This window comes from Streptomyces sp. NPDC045956 (assembly GCF_056430705.1).
The window spans coordinates 63,421-80,570 of sequence record NZ_JBWKKZ010000006.1; the positions used below are offsets into that span (position 1 = coordinate 63,421).

Annotated in this window: 18 protein-coding genes; 1 reads left to right on the forward strand and 17 read right to left on the reverse strand. The window is 69.6% G+C overall.

Annotated features, from left to right (window positions below; all coding sequences use genetic code 11):
• Positions 1–43: 43 nt before the first annotated feature.
• Complete coding sequence (locus tag AC07FV_RS17265) at positions 44–1,867, forward strand: glycosyl hydrolase family 18 protein (RefSeq protein WP_479088125.1); 1,824 nt, start codon at positions 44–46, stop codon at positions 1,865–1,867.
• Positions 1,868–1,937: 70 nt separating this feature from the next.
• Here the strand turns inward: AC07FV_RS17265 and AC07FV_RS17270 are convergent, their stop codons facing one another.
• The 17 genes from AC07FV_RS17270 to rpmE form a co-directional block, all read right to left on the reverse strand.
• Positions 1,938–2,384: a DUF2550 domain-containing protein gene (locus AC07FV_RS17270; RefSeq protein ID WP_383646530.1), complete on the reverse strand. Its 447-nt coding sequence runs from the start codon at positions 2,382–2,384 to the stop codon at positions 1,938–1,940.
• Positions 2,385–2,526: 142 nt separating this feature from the next.
• Complete coding sequence (locus tag AC07FV_RS17275; RefSeq protein ID WP_271320396.1) at positions 2,527–2,901, reverse strand: F0F1 ATP synthase subunit epsilon; 375 nt, start codon at positions 2,899–2,901, stop codon at positions 2,527–2,529.
• Between the two features lie 130 nt (positions 2,902–3,031).
• The gene (gene atpD / locus AC07FV_RS17280; protein ID WP_383646528.1) at positions 3,032–4,480 is read right to left on the reverse strand and encodes a F0F1 ATP synthase subunit beta; all 1,449 of its coding nucleotides are present in this window, start codon (positions 4,478–4,480) and stop codon (positions 3,032–3,034) included.
• The gene (locus tag AC07FV_RS17285) at positions 4,480–5,397 is read right to left on the reverse strand and encodes a F0F1 ATP synthase subunit gamma (protein WP_383646525.1); all 918 of its coding nucleotides are present in this window, start codon (positions 5,395–5,397) and stop codon (positions 4,480–4,482) included. Before AC07FV_RS17285 ends, atpD begins: the two co-directional genes overlap by 1 nt.
• 21 nt (positions 5,398–5,418) lie before the next feature.
• Entirely contained in the window at positions 5,419–7,008 is a 1,590-nt protein-coding gene (atpA, locus tag AC07FV_RS17290) for a F0F1 ATP synthase subunit alpha (protein ID WP_383646523.1), read from the reverse strand.
• A gap of 162 nt (positions 7,009–7,170) precedes the next feature.
• Positions 7,171–7,986, reverse strand: coding sequence for a F0F1 ATP synthase subunit delta (locus tag AC07FV_RS17295; RefSeq protein WP_479088128.1), 816 nt, complete (start codon positions 7,984–7,986; stop codon positions 7,171–7,173).
• Positions 7,983–8,543 carry a F0F1 ATP synthase subunit B gene (locus AC07FV_RS17300; RefSeq protein ID WP_383646517.1) on the reverse strand — a complete coding sequence of 187 codons (561 nt, stop codon included), beginning with the start codon at positions 8,541–8,543 and terminating at the stop codon, positions 7,983–7,985. Before AC07FV_RS17300 ends, AC07FV_RS17295 begins: the two co-directional genes overlap by 4 nt.
• 41 nt (positions 8,544–8,584) lie before the next feature.
• The gene (atpE, locus tag AC07FV_RS17305; protein ID WP_004925497.1) at positions 8,585–8,806 is read right to left on the reverse strand and encodes an ATP synthase F0 subunit C; all 222 of its coding nucleotides are present in this window, start codon (positions 8,804–8,806) and stop codon (positions 8,585–8,587) included.
• A gap of 76 nt (positions 8,807–8,882) precedes the next feature.
• On the reverse strand, positions 8,883–9,722 hold the full coding sequence (gene atpB / locus AC07FV_RS17310) for a F0F1 ATP synthase subunit A (protein WP_383646513.1): 840 nt from the start codon (positions 9,720–9,722) through the stop codon (positions 8,883–8,885).
• A gap of 210 nt (positions 9,723–9,932) precedes the next feature.
• Positions 9,933–10,367 (reverse strand): Cg1360 family ATP-synthase-associated protein, encoded by a 435-nt coding sequence (locus AC07FV_RS17315; protein ID WP_383646510.1) that lies wholly within the window; start codon positions 10,365–10,367, stop codon positions 9,933–9,935.
• A gap of 288 nt (positions 10,368–10,655) precedes the next feature.
• On the reverse strand, positions 10,656–11,951 hold the full coding sequence (locus tag AC07FV_RS17320) for an MraY family glycosyltransferase (protein WP_479088130.1): 1,296 nt from the start codon (positions 11,949–11,951) through the stop codon (positions 10,656–10,658).
• Between the two features lie 130 nt (positions 11,952–12,081).
• Entirely contained in the window at positions 12,082–13,338 is a 1,257-nt protein-coding gene (locus AC07FV_RS17325) for a serine hydroxymethyltransferase (RefSeq protein WP_479088602.1), read from the reverse strand.
• 123 nt (positions 13,339–13,461) lie between these two features.
• Entirely contained in the window at positions 13,462–14,142 is a 681-nt protein-coding gene (locus AC07FV_RS17330; protein ID WP_053137114.1) for an arsenate reductase/protein-tyrosine-phosphatase family protein, read from the reverse strand.
• Positions 14,139–14,786 carry an L-threonylcarbamoyladenylate synthase gene (locus AC07FV_RS17335; protein WP_053137111.1) on the reverse strand — a complete coding sequence of 216 codons (648 nt, stop codon included), beginning with the start codon at positions 14,784–14,786 and terminating at the stop codon, positions 14,139–14,141. Before AC07FV_RS17335 ends, AC07FV_RS17330 begins: the two co-directional genes overlap by 4 nt.
• Before the next feature lie 50 nt (positions 14,787–14,836).
• A complete protein-coding gene (gene prmC, locus AC07FV_RS17340; protein ID WP_479088132.1) occupies positions 14,837–15,682 on the reverse strand; it encodes a peptide chain release factor N(5)-glutamine methyltransferase in 846 nt (281 codons plus the stop codon).
• A 51-nt stretch (positions 15,683–15,733) separates the two neighbouring features.
• The gene (gene prfA, locus AC07FV_RS17345) at positions 15,734–16,810 is read right to left on the reverse strand and encodes a peptide chain release factor 1 (protein ID WP_479088134.1); all 1,077 of its coding nucleotides are present in this window, start codon (positions 16,808–16,810) and stop codon (positions 15,734–15,736) included.
• Between the two features lie 108 nt (positions 16,811–16,918).
• Positions 16,919–17,143, reverse strand: a complete 225-nt coding sequence (rpmE, locus tag AC07FV_RS17350) for a 50S ribosomal protein L31 (RefSeq protein ID WP_018571447.1) — start codon at positions 17,141–17,143, stop codon at positions 16,919–16,921.
• Positions 17,144–17,150: the final 7 nt, after the last annotated feature.

The window sequence follows — 17,150 nt, forward strand, 5'->3', positions numbered from 1 at the left end:
CTCAGTCGGCCCGCGCCGACAACCCCACATAAGGAGGCGCAGCATGCGCTTCAGACACAGAGCCGCGGCACTGCTCGCGACCCTGTCGCTCCCGCTGGCCGGTCTGGTGGGCCTCGCGAGTCCGGCCCAGGCCGCGACGAGCGCGACGGCCACCTTCGCCAAGACCTCGGACTGGGGCACGGGCTTCGGCGGCAACTGGACGGTGAAGAACACCGGCACCACCACCCTCAACTCCTGGACCGTCGAGTGGGACTTCCCCTCCGGTACCAAGGTCACCTCCGCCTGGGACGCCACGGTCACCAACTCCGGTGACCACTGGACCGCCAAGAACGTCGGCTGGAACGGGACGCTCGCCCCCGGCGCCTCGGTCTCCTTCGGCTTCAACGGCAGCGGCCCGGGCTCCCCCTCCAACTGCAAGCTCAACGGCGGCAGCTGCGACGGCGGGTCCACTCCCGGCGACGCCGCCCCCTCCGCCCCCGGCACGCCCACCGCCTCGGACGTCACCGACACCTCGGTGAAGCTGTCCTGGTCGGCGGCGACCGACGACAAGGGCGTCAAGAACTACGACGTCCTGCGCGACGGCGCCAAGGTCGCCACGGTCACCGGCACCACCTACACCAACACCGGCCTGACGAAGGGCACCGACTACTCGTACACCGTCCAGGCCCGCGACACCGCCGACCAGACCGGCCCGGCCAGCGGCGCCGTCAAGGTCCGCACCACCGGCGGCGGCGGGGGCGAACCCGGCCCGAGCGGCAAGGTCAACCTCGGCTACTTCACCGAGTGGGGCGTCTACGGGCGCAACTACCACGTCAAGAACCTGGTGACCTCGGGCTCCGCCTCCAAGATCACCCACATCAACTACGCGTTCGGCAACGTCAAGAACGGTCAGTGCACCGTCGACGACACCTTCGCCGCGTACGAGAAGGCCTACACCGCCGACCAGTCCGTCAGCGGCACCGCCGACACCTGGGACCAGCCGCTGCGCGGCAACTTCAACCAGCTGCGCCAGCTGAAGGCCAAGTACCCGCACATCAAGGTGCTGTACTCCTTCGGCGGCTGGACCTACTCCGGCGGCTTCGGCCAGGCCGCGCAGAACGCGGCGGCGTTCGCCAAGTCCTGCAAGGCCGTGGTGGAGGACCCGCGCTGGGCCGACGTCTTCGACGGCATCGACATCGACTGGGAGTACCCGAACGCCTGCGGCCTGACCTGCGACACCTCCGGTCCCGCGGCCTTCAAGACCCTCTCCCAGGCGCTGCGCAACGAGTTCGGCTCGAACTACCTGGTCACCGCCGCCATCACCGCGGACGGCTCCGCCGGCGGCAAGATCGACGCGGCCGACTACGGCGGCGCCTCCCAGTACCTCGACTGGTACAACGTGATGACGTACGACTACTTCGGCGCCTGGGCCAACACCGGCCCGACCGCCCCGCACTCCCCGCTGACCTCGTACTCCGGCATCCCGACCGCGGGCTTCAACTCCGCGGACGCGATCGCCAAGCTCAAGGCCAAGGGCGTGCCGGCCGCCAAGCTCCTGCTCGGCATCGGCTTCTACGGCCGCGGCTGGACCGGCGTCACCCAGTCCGCCCCCGGCGGCACGGCGACCGGCGCGGCACCCGGCACCTACGAGGCCGGCATCGAGGACTACAAGGTCCTGAAGAACGCCTGCCCCGTCACCGGCACGGTCGCCGGAACGGCGTACGCGCACTGCGGCAACCAGTGGTGGTCGTACGACACCCCGTCGACCATCGCGGGCAAGATGACCTGGGCCAAGAACCAGGGCCTGGGCGGCGCCTTCTTCTGGGAGTTCAGCGGTGACACCGCGAACGGCGAGCTGGTGAGCGCCATCAACAGCGGTCTCCAGTAGGACAGCTGAGCAATGCCGACGCCCCCGGACTCACGTCCGGGGGCGTTCTCACGGGCACGGGTGGACGCGGCTACGCCACGTTGACCCGCTGTCCGGGCGGGGCCGCCTCCAGCCACGCGAGGAACCCGGTCAGCGCGTCCTCGCTCATCGCCAGTTCGAGCCGTGTCTCCCGGTGGACGCAGGCGAGCACGACCGCGTCGGAGAGCAGCGCCAGCTCCTCCTCGCCGTCCGGTACCCGGCGGCCGGCCACCTCGATCGCGGAGCGCTCCAGGACGCGGCGCGGGCGCGGGGAGTACGAGAAGACGCGGTACCACTCGACCCGGTCGCCGTTGTAGCGGGCCACTCCGTAGGACCAGCCCTTGCCGCCGGCGTCGCCCTCCTCGGGGGCGTCCCAGCGCAGGGAGCAGTCGAAGGTGCCGCCCGACCGCTGGATCAGCCGCCTGCGCAGACCGAAGACGAAGAGGCCGATCACCACCAGGGCGACGACAATTCCGCACACGGTCAGAGCGAGGACCATCGACACCGACCTCCTCGTCTCCTAGGTAACGGAACGGAAAAAACACCCGGATCTGCCTCAGCCGCGGCCGGGTCCGGATCGCTCCGGTCCCAGCCGCGGCTGAGTGACGTCATAGCACGACGCTATCGCACAGTGCTGTGGATCAGCGTCCCGCCGCCGCGCGCAGTCGGACGTCCGCGCGACGCTCGGCGTGGGCGTCGCCCTCCGCCTTCGCACGCTCGAGCTCCCGCTCCGCGCGCTGAACGTCGATCTCGTCCGACAGCTCGGCGATCTCGGCCAGCAGCGACAGCTTGTCGTCCGCGAACGAGATGAAACCGCCGTGCACCGCGGCGACGACCGTCCCACCGTCACTCGTACGGATGGTCACCGGGCCCGACTCCAGCACACCGAGCAGCGGCTGGTGACCGGGCATGACGCCGATGTCGCCGGACGTGGTGCGCGCGACGACCAGGGTGGCCTCGCCGGACCAGACCTCTCGGTCGGCCGCGACCAACGCGACGTGCAGCTCAGCAGCCAAGGTGGCTCCTCGGGTCACCACCCGGCGGGAGAGCCGGGTGTTGGTTACAAGTCTAAGGGGCGTGACGGAGGGGGCGGGACGTGCCCGCCCCCTCCGGTGTGGGCCGTGGGGCCCACGTCGAGCACGAGGCTCAGGAGACGCCGAGCTCCTTCGCGTTCTTCTTCAGGTCCTCGATACCACCGCACATGAAGAAGGCCTGCTCCGGGAAGTGGTCGTACTCACCGTCGCAGATCGAGTTGAACGCGGCGATCGACTCGTCCAGCGGCACGTCCGAACCGTCCACGCCGGTGAACTGCTTGGCGACGTGGGTGTTCTGGGACAGGAAGCGCTCCACGCGACGGGCACGGTGGACGACGAGCTTGTCCTCTTCGCCCAGCTCGTCGATACCGAGGATCGCGATGATGTCCTGCAGGTCCTTGTACTTCTGCAGGATGCTCTTCACGCGCATCGCGGCCTGGTAGTGGTCCGCCGCGATGTACCGCGGGTCGAGGATGCGGGACACGGAGTCCAGCGGGTCCACGGCCGGGTAGATGCCCTTCTCGGAGATCGGACGGGAGAGCACCGTCGTCGCGTCGAGGTGGGCGAAGGTGGTGGCCGGGGCCGGGTCGGTCAGGTCGTCCGCGGGGACGTAGATCGCCTGCATCGAGGTGATCGAGTGACCGCGGGTCGAGGTGATGCGCTCCTGGAGGAGGCCCATCTCGTCGGCCAGGTTCGGCTGGTAACCCACCGCGGAGGGCATGCGGCCGAGCAGGGTCGAGACCTCGGAACCGGCCTGCGTGAAGCGGAAGATGTTGTCGATGAAGAACAGCACGTCCTGCTTCTGGACGTCACGGAAGTACTCGGCCATGGTCAGGCCGGCCAGCGCGACGCGCAGACGGGTGCCCGGCGGCTCGTCCATCTGACCGAAGACCAGCGCGGTCTTGTCGATGACGCCGGACTCGCTCATCTCGTCGATGAGGTCGTTGCCCTCACGGGTGCGCTCGCCGACACCGGCGAACACGGAGACACCGTCGTGGTTGTTGGCGACGCGGTAGATCATCTCCTGGATGAGCACCGTCTTGCCGACGCCGGCACCACCGAACAGACCGATCTTGCCGCCCTTGACGTACGGGGTCAGCAGGTCGATGACCTTGACGCCGGTCTCGAACATCTCGGTCTTGGACTCGAGCTCGTCGAAGCCCGGGGCCTTGCGGTGGATCGGCCAGCGCTCACCGGTGTAGGACTCGTCGACGTTCAGCACCTCGCCGAGGGTGTTGAACACCTTGCCCTTGGTGAAGTCGCCGACGGGCACCGAGATGGCCGAGCCCGTGTCGGTCACCGGGGCCTGGCGGACCAGGCCGTCGGTGGGCTGCATGGAGATGGTGCGGACCAGGCCGTCACCCAGGTGCTGGGCGACCTCCAGGGTCAGCGTCTTCAGCTCGCCGGCCTTCGCCGGGTCGGCGACCTCGACGTGGAGGGCGTTGTAGATCTCCGGCATCGCGTCGACGGGGAACTCCACGTCGACGACCGGGCCGATGACCCGCGCGACGCGGCCGGTGGCCACGCCCGCCGCAGCGGTCGGCTCAACAGTGGTGGTCATTAGTTGTCACTCCCCGCGGTCGCGTCGGCCAGGGCGCTGGCGCCACCGACGATCTCGCTGATTTCCTGGGTGATTTCGGCCTGGCGGGCCGCGTTGGCAAGACGGGAGAGCGTGTTGATCAGCTCGCCCGCGTTGTCGGTGGCCGACTTCATCGCGCGCCGCGTGGCGGCGTGCTTCGAGGCGGCCGACTGGAGCAGCGCGTTGTACACGCGGCTCTCCACGTAGCGGGGCAGGAGGGCGTCGAGGACGTCCTCCGCCGACGGCTCGAAGTCGAACAGCGGAAGGATCTCGTCCTTCGCCGCGGACTCCTGAGCGACCTCTTCGAGGCGCAGCGGAAGCAGCCGCGAGTCGACCGCCGTCTGCGTCATCATCGAGACGAACTCGGTGTAGACGATGTGGAGCTCGTCCACGCCGCCCTCCGCCGTGTCCTTCTCGATGGCCTCGATCAGCGGCGCCGCGATCTGCTTGGCGTCCGCGTACGAGGGCTCGTCGGTGAAGCCCGTGAACGACTCCGCGACCTTGCGCTCACGGAAGTTGTAGTGGGCCAGACCGCGACGGCCGACGATGAACGTCTCGACCTGCTTGCCCTCGCGCTCGAGGCGCTCGGTCAGCTGCTCCGCCGCCTTGATGGCGTTGGAGTTGAAGGCGCCGGCCAGGCCGCGGTCGCTCGTGAGGAGCAGAACCGCGGCACGGGTCGGGTTGTCCGCCTCCGTGGTCAGCGGGTGCTTCGTGTTCGACCCGGTACCGACCGCCGTGACCGCGCGGGTCAGTTCCTGCGCGTACGGCGTGGAGGCCGCCACCTTGCGCTGCGCCTTGACGACGCGCGAGGCGGCGATCATCTCCATCGCCTTGGTGATCTTCTTGGTCGCGGTGACGGATCGGATGCGACGCTTGTAGACCCGGAGCTGGGCTCCCATGAGTCAGGTCCCTTCCTTACGTCACTTGGCGGCGGACGGGGCGTCCTCGCCGAGCAGCTTGCCGTCCGATGTCTCGAACTGCTTCTTGAACGCCACGATGGCCTCGGCGACGGCCTGCAGGGTGTCGTCGGACATCTTGCCGCCCTCACGGATGGAGGTCATGAGGCCCTGCTCCTTGCGGTGCAGGTACTCCAGGAGCTCCTTCTCGAAGCGGCGGATGTCGGCGACCGGCACCTCGTCCATCTTGCCGGTGGTGCCGGCCCAGACGGAGACGACCTGGTCCTCGGTGGCCATCGGCTGGTACTGGTCCTGCTTCAGCAGCTCGACCATGCGCTGACCGCGCTCCAGCTGCGCCTTCGACGCGGCGTCCAGGTCGGAACCGAAGGCGGCGAACGCCTCCAGCTCACGGAACTGGGCGAGGTCCACGCGCAGACGGCCGGAGACCTGCTTCATGGCCTTGTGCTGGGCGGAGCCACCGACGCGGGAGACCGAGATACCGACGTTCAGGGCCGGGCGCTGACCGGCGTTGAACAGGTCGGACTCCAGGAAGCACTGGCCGTCGGTGATGGAGATGACGTTGGTCGGGATGAACGCCGACACGTCGTTGGCCTTGGTCTCGACGATCGGCAGACCCGTCATCGAGCCGGCGCCCTCGGCGTCGGAGAGCTTCGCGCAGCGCTCCAGCAGACGGGAGTGCAGGTAGAAGACGTCACCCGGGTAGGCCTCGCGGCCCGGCGGGCGGCGCAGCAGCAGGGACACGGCGCGGTAGGCGTCGGCCTGCTTCGACAGGTCGTCGAAGATGATCAGGACGTGCTTGCCCTCGTACATCCACTGCTGGCCGATGGCCGAGCCGGTGTACGGCGCCAGGTACTTGAAGCCGGCCGGGTCGGACGCCGGGGCGGCCACGATGGTCGTGTACTCCAGCGCGCCGTTCTCCTCCAGCGCGCGGCGGACCGACGCGATGGTGGAGCCCTTCTGGCCGATGGCGACGTAGATGCAGCGGACCTGCTTCTTCGGGTCGCCGGTGCGCCAGTTGTCGCGCTGGTTGATGATCGTGTCGACGGCCAGGGCGGTCTTGCCGGTCTGGCGGTCGCCGATGATCAGCTGACGCTGACCACGGCCGATCGGGGTCATGGCGTCGACGGCCTTGTAGCCCGTCTCCATCGGCTCGTGCACCGACTTGCGCTGCATGACCGTGGGGGCCTGCAGCTCGAGGGCGCGGCGGCCCTCGGTCTCGATCTCGCCGAGGCCGTCGATCGGGGCGCCGAGGGGGTCGACGACGCGGCCGAGGTAGCCCTCGCCCACGGCGACCGACAGGACCTCGCCGGTACGGGTGACCGGCTGACCCTCCTCGATACCGCTGAACTCACCGAGGACGACGCAACCGATCTCGCGCTCCTCCAGGTTGAGGGCGAGGCCGAGGGTGCCGTCCTCGAACTTCAGCAGTTCGTTGGCCATGGCCGAGGGAAGACCCTCGACCTTCGCGACGCCGTCGCCGGCGACGGTGACCGTACCGACCTCCTCGCGCGAGGCCGCGTCCGGCTTGTACGACTGGACGAAGTTCTCCAGTGCGTCCCGGATCTCCTCCGGCCGGATCGTGAGCTCCGCCATCTGAGTTCCCTGCTCTCCTTGTTGGGCCCGAAGTTTCACTTGGGGGGGTATTCCACGAGTCGGGACTCCCCCCAATGAGAGGTGAATCCTCTGCACGGCCCAACCAGGGCCGTCGTAAGTACGTACTGCTACTGCTTGTCGTGCTGTTGTCGCGCGGGGTCGTCAGCTCGCCATGCGGCGGCCGGCGTCCTCCAGACGGTCCGCGATGGAGCCGTTGATGACCTCGTCACCGACCTGCACCCGGATCCCGCCGAGGACCTCGGGGTCCACGTCCAGGTTGAGGTGCATCGGGCGGCCGTAGATCTTCGCGAGGGCCGCGCCGAGGCGCAGCTTCTGCGTGTCGCTCAGCGGCACCGCCGAGGTGACGACGGCGACCATCCGGTCCCGCCGGTCCGCGGCGAGCTTGGACAGGGACTCGAGTCCCGTCTCCAGGCTACGTCCCCGCGGCGCGGTGACAAGGCGCGTCACCAGACGCTCGGTCGTCGCCTCCGCCCGGGCGCCGAGCAGGCTGCGCAGCAGCTCGCCCTTGGCCGCGGTGGTGGCCGAGCGGTTGGTCAGCGCGGCGCGCAGCTCGGTGTTCGAGGAGACGATCCGGCCGAACCGGAACAGCTCGTCCTCGACGCTGTCGAGCCGGCCCCGCTTCTGGGCCGCGGTGAGGTCGGCGGTGTTCGCCAGCTCCTCCAGCGCGTCCACCAGGTCGCGCGACTGCGACCAGCGGGAACGCACCATTCCGGACACCAGGTCGACGGCGGGGCCGCTGACCTGGTTGCCGAGGAGTCGCTGGGCGAGCTCGGCCTTGGCCTCGCCGCCCTGCGCCGGGTCGGTGAGGACCCGACGCAGCGATACCTCGCGGTGGAGCAGCGCGGTGACGGCGGCCAGCTCGTCGGCGAGCGAGCCGGCGTCCACGGACGTGGAGTCCGTCAGCGCGTCGAGACGCTCACGTGCGGCGGCAAGGGCCTCGCGGCTCGCTCCGTTCATCGCGTGGCCTCGGCCTTCGTCGCCTTGTCGTCCAGCTCGTCCAGGAAGCGGTCGATGACACGGCTCTGCCGGGCGTGGTCCTCGAGGGACTCACCGACGAGCTTGCCGGCCAGCTGAGTGGCCAGCTGTCCGACGTCCTGGCGCAGCGCGGACGCGGCGGCCTTGCGGTCGGCCTGGATCTGGGCGTGACCGGCGGCGATGATTTCCTCACGCTGCCGCTGGCCTTCCGCGCGCATCTCGGCGATGAGCGTGGCGCCCTGCTCCTGCGCCTCCTGGCGCAGGCGCGCGGCCTCGTGCCGGGCCTCGGCGAGCTGGGCCTTGTACTGCTCAAGGACGCTCTGGGCCTCGGTCTGCGCGGCCTCGGCCTTCTCGATACCGCCTTCGATGGCCTCGCGACGCTCTTCCAGAACCTTGTTGATGTTCGGGAGCAGCTTCTTGGCGAGGAAGCCGAAGACGATGACGAAAGCGATGAGGCCGATGACAACTTCCGGCCACGGCGGAATGAGGGGATTTTCCTTCTCCCCCTCAGCCGCCAGGAAAACCAGGGCGGATGTCACATCAGTGCCTTTCGTCGAAAGGGACGGTCGTCAGGTTCGTCTTAGTAGACGAACGGCATGACGAGACCGATCAGGGCGAGCGCCTCACAGAAGGCGAAGCCCAGGATCTGGTTGGCGCGGATGAGGCCGGCAGCCTCGGGCTGACGGGCGAGGGCCTGGGTGCCGTTACCGAAGATGATGCCAACGCCGACGCCCGGGCCGATGGCCGCGAGACCGTAACCGACGGAACCGAGGTCACCGGTGACAGCAGCAAGGTTGGACATGCTTGTTCTTCCTTCTCTTTACGGACCGGTGGGGGTTGGCCACCGGACGACTGGGGGTGTTCGAGGGGCGGGGAGCTCAGTGGTGCTCGGCGAGCGCGCCCTGGATGAACGTGCAGGTCAGCAGGACGAACACGTAGGCCTGAACCGCCTGGATGAAGAGTTCGAAGGCCGTCATGACGATGACCATCACGAACGAGACGCCGGCGTAGGCGATGCCGATGCCGTTGAGCATGTACCAGGTGGCGATCGTGAACAGCAGAAGCAGCGTGTGCCCCGCGAACATGTTCGCGAAGAGTCGGACGGCGTGCGTGAACGGGCGGACGATCAGGTTCGAGAAGAACTCGATCGTCATGGCCAGCGGGAGCACCGGGCCGAGCGACTTGTCGTAGCCCGTCACGTTCTTGAAGAAGCCGACGAAGCCGTGACGCTTGAAGGTGAGCGAGACCCACAGGATGTAGACGATCGCGGCCATACCTGCGGGGTAGGCGATGATCGACGTCACCGGGAACTGGGCGACCGGGATGATCGACCAGAGGTTCATCATCCAGATGAAGAAGAAGAGCGAGACGACCAGCGGGACGTACTTCTCGCCTTCCTTCTTGCCGATGGTCTCGTAGACGACGCCGCGGCGGATGAAGTCGTAACCGGCTTCGGCGACCATCTGGAGCTTGCCCGGGACGACCTTCGGCTTGCTGAAGGCGGCCCAGAAGAAGCCCACGATGATGATGGAGCCGAGCAGGGCGAGCAGCATCGGCTTGTTGAAGTAAAGGCCGTTGCCGTCTGCGTTGCCCCAGAGCGGCTCGAAGAGGAACGAGTGCAGGCCGGGAGCCGGGAAGCCACACCCGTCGAACAGGTGGCAGTCGGTCTCGAAGGCGAGCACCTGCGTCGGGTCAGCACTCACCGCGGGCTCCTTCATCGTGGCGCATGGGTACGGCAACCTCGTTGTGTCGGCGCGGCGCGTGACCGCTGTTCGGCACGGGACTGGTGTTACGGGTGTGGGGGCGGCTGTGGGGCATCTCGCCTCGCGAATGAGCAGGCGTCAGCGTGGATGCCCGCGCCCGCGATGCCGCAGTTGGCACCGGACGATAGCAGGACTTCACATGCCTCTTTATCCCGGCCCTACCCCTCACGACGAGCGGCCCGTCTTTTCGGGCTTTTCGCTCGAAGACTCGGGCTCGACGTAGAGAATCTTGGCCTTCATGTGCGCCCGCGTCTGCGCGGCGATCCACGCGAGCGTGACGACGACCAGGGTGATCGCGAAGGACCGGGGGTGGAACAGCGTCGTGTTCTTGAACGCGGCCAGGAAGACGAACAGCAGCAGGATCTGTGCCGCGTAGAGCATCAGGCCCATCGCCTGGAAAAGGTGCGGAAGCGATTTGGCGGTGCGCTGAAGGACGTAGAGACCGATTCCCATGAACAGCATCGCCACCACGGTCGCGACGACGGCTCCGACCGCTCCCTTGCCGCCGGCGACCACGGCGCTGACGACGGCGGCTACTGCGCCGACGGCAGCCGTGGGCACGGCAGCCTGAAGCAAGGTCCGGACGTCATTGGACGGCATGGCGGCAACTCCGCTTTTTCACAGGGGGCAGGGTGTCGTCATGGACGAGCGTAGTCCCGGGCCGAACGAGGTCCTGACGGCCAAGAGACCGTCGCACTACGGTCCTTAGGCTCTACCCGGGGGTTCTCGTGAACCGTATCACAAACTATTTGATGAGGTCTTTACCTGTGGGTGTGCTTGCTGTCACACATGAGAGTGACAGTGCGCGTCTGTGCAGTCACTGCGTCCACTTGTCTGGTAATGGGGTACTTCGTTCCCCCACGCGTTGGCAATGCTCTCGTCAGATTCTTACCTTGCGCGCGAACGGGGGCCGACGGCGGTCGCCCCGTTGACGCCCGAGACTCCGGCGACGACCGGCACGCGTTCGTCCTCGTCCTCCTCCACGGCCACGGCGGGCGCCTCCTCGACGGCGGCCCCGCGGCGGCGGTAGCGGGGCGGCACGAAGTGCTCGGCCCAGCGCGGGGCGCGCGGCGTGAAGCGCGGCAGCAGGAGCAGGACCAGGCCGATCGCGCTCAGGAAGACGACGCCCAGCACGATCCACATGGAAGCCGCGTTCACCGAGAAGGCCAGGGCGCCGAAGGCGATGAGCGCCGAGAAGAAGTACATGATCAGCACCGCGCGGCTGTGCGAGTGCCCGATCTCCAGCAGCCGGTGGTGCAGGTGCCCCCGGTCCGCGGCGAACGGCGACTGCCCCCGCCAGGTGCGCCGCACGATCGCCAGGATCAGGTCGGCGGCCGGGATGGCGATGATGGTCAGCGGCATCAGCAGCGGGATGTAGACCGGCACCATCTGGTGCACGGTGTTGCGCTCGGAGCCGGAGAACAGCCGCATGGCGTCCGGGTCGACCTGTCCCGTCACCGAGATCGCGCCCGCCGCCAGCACGAGGCCGATCAGCATCGAGCCGGAGTCACCCATGAAGATCCGGGCGGGGTGCATGTTGTGCGGCAGGAAGCCCAGGCACATGCCCATGAGGATGGCCGCGAACAGCGTCGCCGGGGCGGCCGCCTCGATGCCGTACGAGTACCAGATCCGGTAGGCGTACATGAAGAACGCCGCCGCCGCGATGCACACCGTGCCCGCCGCCAGGCCGTCCAGGCCGTCGACGAAGTTGACCGCGTTGATGGTGATGACGACCAGCGCCACCGTCAGCAGGGTGCCCTGCCACTGGGTCAGTGCCACGTTGCCGACGCCGGGGACGGGGATCCACAGGATCGTCAGACCCTGCACCACCATCACGCCGGCAGCGATCATCTGCCCGCCCAGCTTGATCAGGGCGTCGATCTCGAACTTGTCGTCCAGGACGCCGATCAGCCAGATCAGCGCCGCGCCGGAGAGCAGGGCGCGCGGCTCGTTGGAGTTCTCGAAGACCTCGCTGAGGTTGGTGAGGTGGTCTGCGACCAGCAGGCCCGCGCACAACCCGAAGAACATCGCGATCCCGCCGAGGCGCGGAGTGGGCTCCCGGTGCACGTCACGTGCCCGGATCTCCGGCATCGCCCCCGCCACGATCGCGAACTTCCGTACCGGCCCTGTCAGCAGATACGTCACCGCGGCCGTGACGCAGAGCGTCAGCAGGTATTCACGCACGGGCTTCCCCACAGGTCTCGCTGGCCATTCCCAGCCCCACACCCTAGCGATGAGCGCATACGGTTGAGGACTTCCGGGTAGCGACGATGGTTGCACGTGTGGCTGTGCACACGCGTGCCCCTACCCTGCCTCACTCCGGGTACGGAGGGAATTCCGCGACCAGATGCCGTACGTCGTCCCGCGCCGTGACCGCGTCCGTGCCGCCCCGCAGCACCTCGGCGAGCAGGGTGGCGACCGCCCGCATCTCCCGCTCCCCCATGCCCTGCGTGGTCAGGGCCGCCGTGCCCAGGCGCAGCCCGCGGGCGTCGGCGTGCGGCAGCGCGCAGCAGTCCAGGACGATGCCGGCGGCCGCGAGCCGTCCCCGCGCGGTCCTGCCGTCGACCCCGAGCGGCGCCGGGTCGACGGTCAGCAGGTGGGTGTCGGTGCCGCCGGTGGTGACGGCCAGGCCCTCGGCGGCCAGCTGCGCGGCCAGGACGCGGGCGTTGGCGATCACCTGATGGGCGTACGCGGCGAAGGCCGGGGTCGCCGCCTCGCCGAACGCGACGGCCTTGGCGGCGATGGTGTGCATCTGCGCGCCGCCCTGGGTGAACGGGAACACGGCCCGGTCGACCCGCTCCGCCAGGTCGCTCCCGCAGAGGATCATGCCGCCGCGCGGACCGCGCAGCACCTTGTGCGTGGTCGCGCACACGATGTCGGCGTACGGCACCGGACTGGGCGCCGCTCCCCCCGCGACCAGCCCGATGGGGTGGGCGGCGTCCGCGATGAGGTAGGCGCCCACCTCGTCGGCGACCTCGCGGAAGGCGGCGTAGTCGAGGTGGCGGGGGTAGGCGATGGAACCGCACACGATCGCCTTGGGGCGGTGCGTGCGGGCCAGGGCGCGCACCTGGTCGTGGTCGATCAGCCCGGTCTCCGCGTCCACGCCGTAGCCGACGAAGTCGAACCAGCGGCCGGAGAAGTTGCCGGGCGAGCCGTGCGTGAGGTGACCGCCGTAGGGCAGGCCGAGGGCGAGGACCGTGTCGCCGGGGCGCAGCAGCGCGGCGTAGGCGGCCAGCACGGCGGAGGAGCCGGAGTGGGACTGCACGTTGGCGTGCTCGGCGCCGAAGAGGGCCCGGGCGCGGTCCACGGCGAGCCGCTCGGCGGCGTCGGCGATCTCGCAGCCGCCGTGGTGCCGGGCGCCGGGGTAGCCCTCGGCGTACTTGTTGGCCAGCGGGGAGCCGAGCGCGGCCAGCACGGCGGGGGACGTGAAGTTCTCCGCGGCGATCAGCTGGAGGGTCGTCGACTGGCGGCGCCCCTCGGCGAGCAGGATCTCGGCCAGCTCGTGGTCCTGGCGCAGCAGGACACCGAGCCCGCTGTCATCGGCCTCGAGGACGTCGTGGGTGACCGACATGGTGCGCTCCGGGCGTGCGTCGACGGTGACGTACGACCAATGTAGGCCCGGGGCGCCGAAGCCGCCCGAGGTGCCGCGCATCCAGGCGGTTCCCGCCGGGGCGGCCGTCCTCGGCGGCGCCCGTCACGTCCGCGCCGCGACCCCCGTCAGCGCCGTCACCACGGGATCGAGGGCCTGGTGTATCTCGTCGCCGATCGACCGGAAGAAGGGCAGCGGCGCCCCGTACGGGTCGTAGACCTCGTCGGCCTCCGCCGTCGGTGCCAGCAGCCAGCCGCGCAGCGCCGCCGCGGCCCGGACCAGGGCCCGTGCGCGCGTGACCACGCCCTCGTCCAGGGAGGGCAGCGTGGCCGGGTCGATGGCGTTCACCAGGCGGGTGAACTCCTTGAGGGTGAAGGTGCGCAGCCCCGCCGAGTGCCCCATGGAGATGACCTGGGCGCGGTGGTCCCGCGTCGCGGTCAGCACGAGGTCCGCGCGGATCACGTGCTCGTCGAGCAGCTCGCGCCCGGTGAAGCCGGCCGCGTCCGCGCCGAAGTCCGCGAGGACGGTCTCCGCGTTCGCCTCCATGGGGGCGCCCTCGTGGCCCCAGGTGCCGGCGCTCTCCACGATCAGGCCGCCGCCGAGCACGCCGAGCCGCTCCGTCACGAAATGCCGGGTCAGCCGCTCGGTGATGGGTGAGCGGCAGACGTTTCCGGTGCTGACGTGGAGGATGCGGAAGCTGTCGCGCGGAAGCCCGACGAACGTCGTCGTGATCTCCGCGGCGCGTTCTGCGCTGCCTATGCCACGCCCCGTCCCAGGGGCCGTCAATTCGCCACCTCGAGGTCGGGTACCACCTTGCGCAGTTCCTCGGCCGACAAGGCGCCCGCGCGCAGCAGCACGGGCACCTCGCGGGTGACGTCGACGATGGACGACGGGACGTTGCCGGGGGTGGGGCCGCCGTCGAGGTAGACGGAGACGGAGTCGCCGAGCATCTGCTGGGCGGCGTCGCAGTCCTCGGGCGCCGGGTGGCCGGTGAGGTTGGCGGAGGAGACGGCCATCGGGCCGACCTCGGTGAGCAGCTCGATGGCGACGGGGTGCAGCGGCATGCGCACGGCGACCGTGCCGCGGGTGTCGCCGAGGTCCCACTGGAGGGACGGCTGGTGCTTGGCGACCAGGGTGAGCGCGCCCGGCCAGAAGGCGTCGACCAGCTCCCAGGCCAGCTCGGAGAAGTCGGTGACCAGGCCGTGCAGGGTGTTCGGCGAGCCGATGAGGACGGGCGTGGGCATGTTGCGGCCCCGGCCCTTGGCGTCCAGCAGGTCGGCGACGGCCTCCCCGGTGAAGGCGTCGGCGCCGATGCCGTACACGGTGTCCGTCGGCAGCACCACGAGCTCGCCCCGGCGGACGGCGGAGGCGGCCTCGCGCAGACCGGTCACACGGTCGGTCGCGTCGTTGGTGTCGTATCGCCGTGCCATTTAGCGGGCCTCCTCGTACACGTACTGCGGGGTCGAAGTCGGGGCGGTGCTCACGGGAGCGCCTTGCGGGCGGTCGCGAAGCGGGGGCGTTTGTTGAGGTCGGGGTGGTCGGCCGCGTCGGCCCAGCCCCGCTCCTCGGTGAAGATCCACGGCACCTGGCCGCCCTGGGTGTCGGCGTGCTCGACGACGACGACGCCGCCGGGGCGGAGCAGGCGGTGGGCGGTGCGCTCCAGGCCGCGGATCAGGTCGAGGCCGTCCTCGCCGGAGAACAGCGCCATCTGCGGATCGTGGTCGCGGGCCTCGGGGGCGACGTACTCCCACTCGGTGAGCGGGATGTACGGCGGGTTGGAGACGACGAGGTCGACCTGGCCGTCGAGGTCCGGGAAGGCGGTCAGCGCGTCGCCCTGGCGCAGCTCGACCCTGGACCCCTCCATGTTCTTGCGCGTCCACACCAGGGCGTCCTCGGACAGCTCCACGGCGTGCACACGGGAGCGCGGCACCTCCTGGGCGAGGGCGAGCGCGATGGCGCCCGAGCCGGTGCACAGGTCGACGATGCAGGGCTCGACGACGTCCATGGCGCGCACGGCGTCTATGGCCCACCCGACGACCGACTCGGTCTCGGGGCGGGGCACGAAGACACCGGGGCCGACCTGCAGTTCCAGGTAGCGGAAGTAGGCGCGGCCGGTGATGTGCTGGAGCGGCTCGCGCGCCTCGCGGCGGGCGACGACCTCCCAGTACCGGGCGTCGAACTCCGCGTCCGGCACGGTGTGCAGCTCGCCCCGCTTGACGCCGTGCAGGTACGCGGCGAGTTCCTCCGCGTCGGTGCGCGGCGAGGGCACGCCGGCGTCGGCCAGCCGCCGGGTGGCCTGGGCCACCTCCATGAGCAGCAGGTTCACGCTGGTCCTCCGGGGCTGAGCTGGGGTCCGGTGCGGGTGGTGCGGGGGCGTCTACGCGGCGGCGAGCTTGGCCGCCGAGTCCGCGTCGACGCAGGCCTGGATCACCGAGTCGAGGTCGCCGTCCAGGACCTGGTCCAGGTTGTACGCCTTGAAGCCGACGCGGTGGTCGGAGATGCGGTTCTCCGGGAAGTTGTAGGTGCGGATCTTCTCGGAGCGGTCGACGGTGCGGACCTGGCTGCGCCGGGCGTCCGCGGCCTCCTTCTCCGCCTCCTCCTGCGCCGCCGCGAGCAGCCTGGAGCGCAGGATACGCATCGCCTGCTCCTTGTTCTGCAGCTGGCTCTTCTCGTTCTGGCAGGAGGCGACGACTCCGGTCGGGATGTGCGTGATGCGCACGGCGGAGTCGGTGGTGTTGACGGACTGGCCGCCGGGGCCGGAGGACCGGTAGACGTCGATGCGCAGGTCGTTGGGGTTGATCTCGACGTCGATCTCCTCGGCCTCGGGCGTGACCAGCACGCCGGCCGCGGAGGTGTGGATACGGCCCTGGGACTCGGTGGCCGGCACGCGCTGCACGCGGTGCACGCCGCCCTCGTACTTCAGCCGGGCCCAGACGCCCTGGCCGGGCTCGGTGGCGCCCTGGCCGCCCTTGGTCTTCACGGCGACCTGGACGTCCTTGTAGCCGCCCAGCTCGGACTCGGTGGCGTCGATGATCTCGGTCTTCCAGCCGACCCGCTCGGCGTACCGCAGGTACATGCGCAGCAGGTCGCCGGCGAAGAGGGCCGACTCGTCGCCGCCCGCGCCCGCCTTGATCTCCAGGATGACGTCCTTGTCGTCGCTGGGGTCGCGCGGGACGAGCAGGAGGCGGAGCTTCTCGGTGAGCTGCTCGCGCTGCTTGTCCAGCTCCTTGACCTCGGCGGCGAAGTCGGGGTCGTCGGCGGCGAACTCGCGCGCGGTCTCCATGTCGTCGCCGGTCTGCTTCCAGGAGCGGAACGTGGCGACGATCGGGGTCAGCTCGGCGTACCGCTTGTTCAGCTTGCGCGCGTTGGTCTGGTCGGAGTGGACCGACGGGTCGGCGAGCTTCTTCTCCAGGTCGGCGTGCTCAACGACGAGTTCCTCGACGGCCTCGAACATCTGGGGCTCCTGCTACTGCTTGGGAAGGGGAAGGCGGGCGACCAAAAACGCCGGTCCCGGCGCTCCCCCGGCTGGGGGCGCGGCCGTGGACCGGCGATTGGGGGCTCGCTACTTCTTGGAGCCGGCGGCAGCCTTGCCGAAGCGGGCCTCGAAGCGGGCCACACGGCCACCGGTGTCGAGGATCTTCTGCTTGCCCGTGTAGAACGGGTGGCACTCGGAGCAGACCTCGGCGCGGATGGTGCCGGAGTCGATGGTGCTGCGGGTGGTGAACGACGCGCCACAGGTGCAGCTGACCTGCGTCTCGACGTACTCGGGGTGGATGTCGCGCTTCAAGGTGTCT

Coding starts and splice junctions, on each gene's coding strand:
- AC07FV_RS17265 (WP_479088125.1), top strand. CDS start 44: ATGCGCTTCAGACACAGAGCCGCGGCACTGCTCGCGACCCTGTCGCTC.
- AC07FV_RS17270 (WP_383646530.1), bottom strand. CDS start 2,384: ATGGTCCTCGCTCTGACCGTGTGCGGAATTGTCGTCGCCCTGGTGGTG.
- atpD (WP_383646528.1), bottom strand. CDS start 4,480: ATGACCACCACTGTTGAGCCGACCGCTGCGGCGGGCGTGGCCACCGGC.
- AC07FV_RS17285 (WP_383646525.1), bottom strand. CDS start 5,397: ATGGGAGCCCAGCTCCGGGTCTACAAGCGTCGCATCCGATCCGTCACC.
- atpA (WP_383646523.1), bottom strand. CDS start 7,008: ATGGCGGAGCTCACGATCCGGCCGGAGGAGATCCGGGACGCACTGGAG.
- AC07FV_RS17295 (WP_479088128.1), bottom strand. CDS start 7,986: ATGAACGGAGCGAGCCGCGAGGCCCTTGCCGCCGCACGTGAGCGTCTC.
- atpE (WP_004925497.1), bottom strand. CDS start 8,806: ATGTCCAACCTTGCTGCTGTCACCGGTGACCTCGGTTCCGTCGGTTAC.
- atpB (WP_383646513.1), bottom strand. CDS start 9,722: ATGAAGGAGCCCGCGGTGAGTGCTGACCCGACGCAGGTGCTCGCCTTC.
- AC07FV_RS17315 (WP_383646510.1), bottom strand. CDS start 10,367: ATGCCGTCCAATGACGTCCGGACCTTGCTTCAGGCTGCCGTGCCCACG.
- AC07FV_RS17325 (WP_479088602.1), bottom strand. CDS start 13,338: ATGTCGGTCACCCACGACGTCCTCGAGGCCGATGACAGCGGGCTCGGT.
- AC07FV_RS17335 (WP_053137111.1), bottom strand. CDS start 14,786: ATGGCACGGCGATACGACACCAACGACGCGACCGACCGTGTGACCGGT.
- prfA (WP_479088134.1), bottom strand. CDS start 16,810: ATGTTCGAGGCCGTCGAGGAACTCGTCGTTGAGCACGCCGACCTGGAG.